Here is a 5,654-nt window from a genome sequence, read left to right as displayed (position 1 = left end):
TTTTACTTTCGCAAGAGGTCTACTATTTATAGAACCATCAATAATGCCTTTCGCCCGTAATACCTCCAGTTCTTCTCGCGTTTTAAATTGCGATAAAATTTTTCCCGTATGCTCTCCCAATTGCGGTGCAGCATGCTTATATTCAACTGGTGTATCGGATAACTTGATCGGTGAACCAATCATTTTAAACTGATCATTCAACGGATGTGTAACATTCACCACCATGTCACGCGATTTAATTTGTGGCTCATTCAATGCATCTTCAATTGAATTAATCACTCCGACCGGTACTTTTACTGCATGAATGGCCGCGACCCAATCTTGTGCATTTTTAGCCAAAAAATATTCTGACAATAATGGAATCAATTCATCACGATGTTTAACCCGATCCTGATTACGCTGGAATTTTTTATCCTCTAATAATTCAGGCAATCCAATAGCGATGCATAAATCTTTAAACTGCTTATCATTGCCGCAAGCAATAATAAATTCTTTATCTTTGGCCTTAAAAGTTTGATAAGGCACAATATTAGGATGATTATTTCCCATACGCTTTGGAGATATGCCGGTGGTAAGATAATTCATCCCCTGATTGGCCAGTGTAGCCACCTGAACATCTAATAAAGATAAATCGATATATTGTCCACGACCGGTATGCTGGCGTGCCAGTAAAGCGGCCTGAATAGCCACCGTGGCATACAAACCGGTTTGAATATCGACCACGGCTACCCCAACTTTTTGTGCACCGCCACCCGGAAGTTCATCTTTTTCACCGGTGATGCTCATTAATCCTGACATACCCTGAATAATAAAGTCATAACCTGGTTCTTCAGCACGTGGTCCAGTTTGACCAAATCCGGTAATCGAACAATACACCAAGTTCGGATTAATCTGATTTAAAGATGCATAATCCAAGCCGTATTTTTCCAATGAACCGGCTTTATAATTTTCAATGACCACATCAGCAGTTTTGGCAATTTCTCGAATCAGTTCCTGTCCTGCTTCACTCGCAATATCGATAGCAACTGAATATTTGTTGCGATTGGCAGATTGGTAATAACCAGATTCGCGAGTTGCAGCACCTTGATTGTCTAGCATCCATGGCGGTCCCCACATACGGGTATCATCTCCGACTTTAGGACGTTCAATTTTAATTACTTCCGCACCCAGATCTGCCAGAATCTGGCCGCACCATGGACCTGCCAGTACACGGCTTAAATCTAGTACTCGAATTCCTTGCAATGCACCCATGTTCTACTCCAAAAGCCAGCAGAGAACTCTGCCGGCTGTTTTTATTATTTAGCGGTAATGGTTTTGTTGGTTACTGCTACACTACTCGGTGTTTTCTCTTCCGTATTGGTAGCCGTCACTAATGAAGATTGCTGCGGGTCATACTGACGTTCACGGATAAAGAATCCTGGAATCACACCGGCAATAAAATAAGCTGCGCCCATCACGATAAATGCCATGGTGAATGAACCACCTGCAGCAATAATTCCGATAGTCGCAGGTGCAATCGCAGCCCCTAAGCGTCCCATGTTATAGGCACCACCAATGGCTGTACCACGTACATCGGTCGAGAAGGTTTCCGCCATATAGGTTGCATTTACACCATAAGGAATTCCATAAAGGAAACCGAAGGTAATTAACAGGTACGCAATATTGCCTGGTGTATTGTAGAAAATAATTACCGGTAAAAATGCGGCTGTCGCAACTGTTCCAAAGACGAAAGTTGCCCGACGCCCTAATTTATCTGCTGCATAGCCTGCAATAATTTTCCCTAGAATCATCGCCGTATAGGCACCCACCATATAGCCTGTTAATGCCTTGAAATTCATGTTCAATTCAGTTTCTAAGTAGGTTGGCATCCAGTTATTAACACCATAGTAACCAAACTGTAAGAACGCAGCAGTACTCATCCATAACAAGAACATTTTACGATGCTGGGTATGCCCAAAAATACGTTTATAGACACTTTCAGAAGGTGCTTTTGCCGTGACTGTTTCAGGCGTAGGCTCAATTTTCAATTCTTTACGTTTAAACTGTTCAATTTTTGCTTCCTGCCAAGATGCAGGTTCAGGTACAAAACGCATGAAAATGAGCGCAAAGGCAGCCGGAACAATGGTCACATAAAACAGCATACGCCAGCCATGGTCGGGAATAATTGCGCCGGCCAATAACGTCGCCACGATGTAACCGATTGTCTGTCCGGTCTGTAAGGTGCCTAAAACAGTGGTACGATACTTGGTAGGAACATATTCTGCCATGAGCGTATTACATGCCATATATAACGAGCCCAATCCAAATGCCCCGATAAAACGTAGAATCATGAACTGCTCATAACTTTGGGTGAATCCCAAAATACAGGTCATGATCGAAAAGAAAACCACAGACCAGGCAATGGTTTTTACTCGGCCAAATTTATCACATGCCCATCCACCGGTAATTCCGCCCAGCGCCATGCCTGCAAGTGATGAACTTCCTAACATCCCGGCTTGAAATGAAGTCAGTCCAAACTCAGCTTTCAAACTGGTCAAGCTAAATGACAGCAGCATGATATCGACGCCATCAATCACCAGTGAAATAAATGCAAAGACAAATGCAATTTTCCAGGTGTTTTTATGAATGCGATGTGCTGTGCCTACATTGGATGGTAATTTTCTGCTGAGCGTTCCTGCTCCAGCCTGCATATCATTATTCATTTCCATATCCCTCATTTTCCCAAATGAGTCATCGGTAGTCCTATTATTTCTCTACATTTACCTTAAGTTCTTTATTCTTTTTCTCGTATTTTATTTGAACTTCAGGCTTGCAAATGCACAGATTTACAAGAATGTTCCACGATGAATCCTTTAATTCAAATTATTGATTTTTAATACGAAATCTATTCATGATGTTCAATAATGGACATCCTGAATGAACGAAATCACTTAATTACAGAATGCAGCAATACCAGTCTGTGCACGTCCTAAAATTAACGCATGCACATCATGAGTACCTTCATAGGTATTTACCACTTCCAGATTGACCAGATGACGCGCTACACCAAACTCATCAGAAATACCGTTACCGCCCATCATGTCACGTGCCAGACGTGCAATATCCAGAGCCTTACCGCAGTTATTACGCTTAATTAAAGACGTACCTTCAACTGAAGCAATGCCTTCATCCTTCATGCGGCCAAAACGTAAAGCCACCTGTAAGCCAAGGGCAATTTCAGTTTGCATATCTGCCAGTTTCTTCTGGATCAGCTGATTCGCAGCGAGTGGTCGGCCAAACTGTTTACGGTCCATGGTGTACTGATGTGCGGTATGCCAACAGAACTCTGCTGCACCCATGGCACCCCAGGCAATCCCGTAACGGGCACTGTTCAGACAGGTAAATGGACCTTTTAAGCCACGTACTTCTGGAAATGCATTTTCTTCAGGTACAAAGACATTATCCATCACAATTTCACCGGTGATTGAGGCACGTAGACCCACTTTGCCGTGAATTGCTGGAGCAGAAAGCCCTTCCCAGCCTTTTTCCAAAATAAATCCGCGAATGTCACCGACATTGCCTTCAGCGGATACTTCTTTGGCCCAAACTACAAATACATCGGCAATCGGGCTGTTGGTAATCCACATTTTTGCGCCAGTTAAACGGTAACCACCCTCGACTTTTTTAGCACGGGTAATCATGCTACCCGGATCAGAACCATGATCTGGCTCGGTCAAGCCGAAGCAACCAATATATTCACCGGTTGCTAATTTTGGTAAATACTTTTGCTTTTGCTCTTCAGAACCAAATTCATTAATGGGTACCATCACCAGAGAACTTTGTACGCTGGCCATTGAGCGATAACCTGAATCGACACGTTCAACTTCACGGGCAATCAGACCATAACTGACATAATTTAAACCTGCACCACCGTACTGTTCTGGAATGGTTGGGCCTAGCAGACCAAGTTCACCCATCTCACGGAAAATGGCCGGATCAGTTTTTTCATGGCGGAACTGTTCCAGTACACGCGGCATCAGTTTGTCTTGACAGTACGCTGCCGCTGCATCGCGGATCATGCGCTCTTCTGACGTCAGTTGCTGTTCGATTAAAAACGGGTCTTGCCAATTAAAATTTGATTGATTTACTTTCTTCGTATTTACCATCTGATTCATAGTGTCCTACCAGTCCCTTATATCCATGCGTTGTATTATTCTGGAATTGACTTTATGCGTGAATAATCTTTCTTTCAAACAATAAATATGCATGCAGTTATGCAAAAACCGCATATCTTATTAAAATTAACAACTTTCAAATATAGATGAGCGACCTATTAGGGCATTTTTAACACTAATGTCTTATAGTCAAAGAATACTGTTATGTAATTTATTAATATCTTAATTTTTTCAAGGATGAATTTATGCGCCGTAAAATTCCGCCTCTACAAGCACTTTTATGCTTCGAATCGGCAGCACGGCATGCGAGTTATACCCACGCATCACAAGAACTATTTCTAAGCCAAAGTGCGGTTTCGCGACAAATACAACAATTAGAAAATTATTTAAATGCTCTCTTATTCACCCGCACTCGTCATGGCGTAGAATTAACTTATGTAGGAAAACAATATTACAAAAGTATCACTCCTTATTTAAAGGGATTGGAACAAACCACTTTGGATGTCATTGCACATAAAGGACAAGGAGGCACTCTAAAATTAGGTGTGGTACCAACATTCGCTACCCGGTGGTTGTTACCCAAATTACCAAGCTTTAACCAGCTTTATCCTGAAATTACAATCCATTTAGAAACGAGCACACGACCTTTTTTATTTAATGACCATATTTTAGATGCTGCTATTTATGCAGGCACCCCTCAACAAGTTGAACAATGGCCTGGTACACATAGTCACTTTTTAATGTATGAAGATGTGGTTGCTGTATGCGCACCCAGCTTAATCAAACACTATTTTCCGGATGCGACTATGATCAATACCAATAGCTTTGATTTAAGTGCACAACAATTAATAGAGCTCCCTTTATTACAGCAAACGACAAGACCACATATTTGGGAGGAATGGTTTAATCTCTATCCCATAAAACATCCAAACCCTAATCATGGGCAACGACATGAATTATTTTCAATGTTAGCGGTTGCAGCCAATCATGGTATGGGAATGGCATTAATTCCACAGATGCTGATTGAAAAAGAGTTACAGAAAGTTGAACTGGTTATGGTTTCTACCAGGAAACTCGAAAAAAAGCGCGCTTATTATTTAATGCATTCTAGTCAGGAAAATTCACCACTGATTGAAAAATTTGTAGCGTGGATTCAGAAAGAATTAACTGATGAATATGCCCTGCATGATCCAAGATAACTAAGAGACTTAGCACTCAAAACCAGAGGGATTCACACCAGCCTATGTCATCACTGTAGAATATCGATTAGCTTCTTATTACGCTCTTTATCAATCAATAGGCTTTGTTGCACAAAGCTATTCTTGAGGGCTTCTTTAGCAATATAATTTCCAGATGAAGAAGCCTGCACCTAAAACTTACCGTACAACCAATTGGTCCTCGTATAACCAAGCTTTAATCAAGCGAGGAAATATTTCAATCTGGTTTGATCCTAAGACCCAATGGTATGCACAACCACAAGGCAAGCACGGACGAAATCAA

General features: G+C 41.7%; 4 protein-coding genes and 1 pseudogene. 2 read left to right on the top strand and 3 right to left on the bottom strand.

Going from position 1 to position 5,654, the window contains the following annotated elements:
- From BFN00_RS15245 to BFN00_RS15235, 3 genes are all read right to left on the bottom strand, one after another.
- A partial coding sequence (locus tag BFN00_RS15245; RefSeq protein ID WP_071852304.1) for a CaiB/BaiF CoA transferase family protein occupies positions 1-1,251 on the bottom strand: 1,251 nt, incomplete at its 3' end.
- A gap of 44 nt (positions 1,252-1,295) precedes the next feature.
- Entirely contained in the window at positions 1,296-2,702 is a 1,407-nt protein-coding gene (locus BFN00_RS15240) for an MFS transporter (RefSeq protein WP_071852303.1), read from the bottom strand.
- Positions 2,703-2,930: 228 nt separating this feature from the next.
- Complete coding sequence (locus BFN00_RS15235) at positions 2,931-4,154, bottom strand: acyl-CoA dehydrogenase (protein ID WP_071852302.1); 1,224 nt, start codon at positions 4,152-4,154, stop codon at positions 2,931-2,933.
- Positions 4,155-4,399: 245 nt separating this feature from the next.
- Between BFN00_RS15235 and BFN00_RS15230 the strand changes: the two genes are divergently transcribed.
- On the top strand, positions 4,400-5,353 hold the full coding sequence (locus tag BFN00_RS15230; protein ID WP_071852301.1) for a LysR substrate-binding domain-containing protein: 954 nt from the start codon (positions 4,400-4,402) through the stop codon (positions 5,351-5,353).
- Between the two features lie 154 nt (positions 5,354-5,507).
- Positions 5,508-5,654, top strand: a pseudogene (locus tag BFN00_RS15225) (IS5/IS1182 family transposase); the annotation flags it as partial.

The organism is Acinetobacter sp. AR2-3 (assembly GCF_001878775.1).
Taxonomy (GTDB): domain Bacteria; phylum Pseudomonadota; class Gammaproteobacteria; order Pseudomonadales; family Moraxellaceae; genus Acinetobacter; species Acinetobacter lwoffii_D.
Note: the sequence above shows the minus strand (reverse complement) of the source record. Positions and strands in the feature narration are given on the sequence as shown.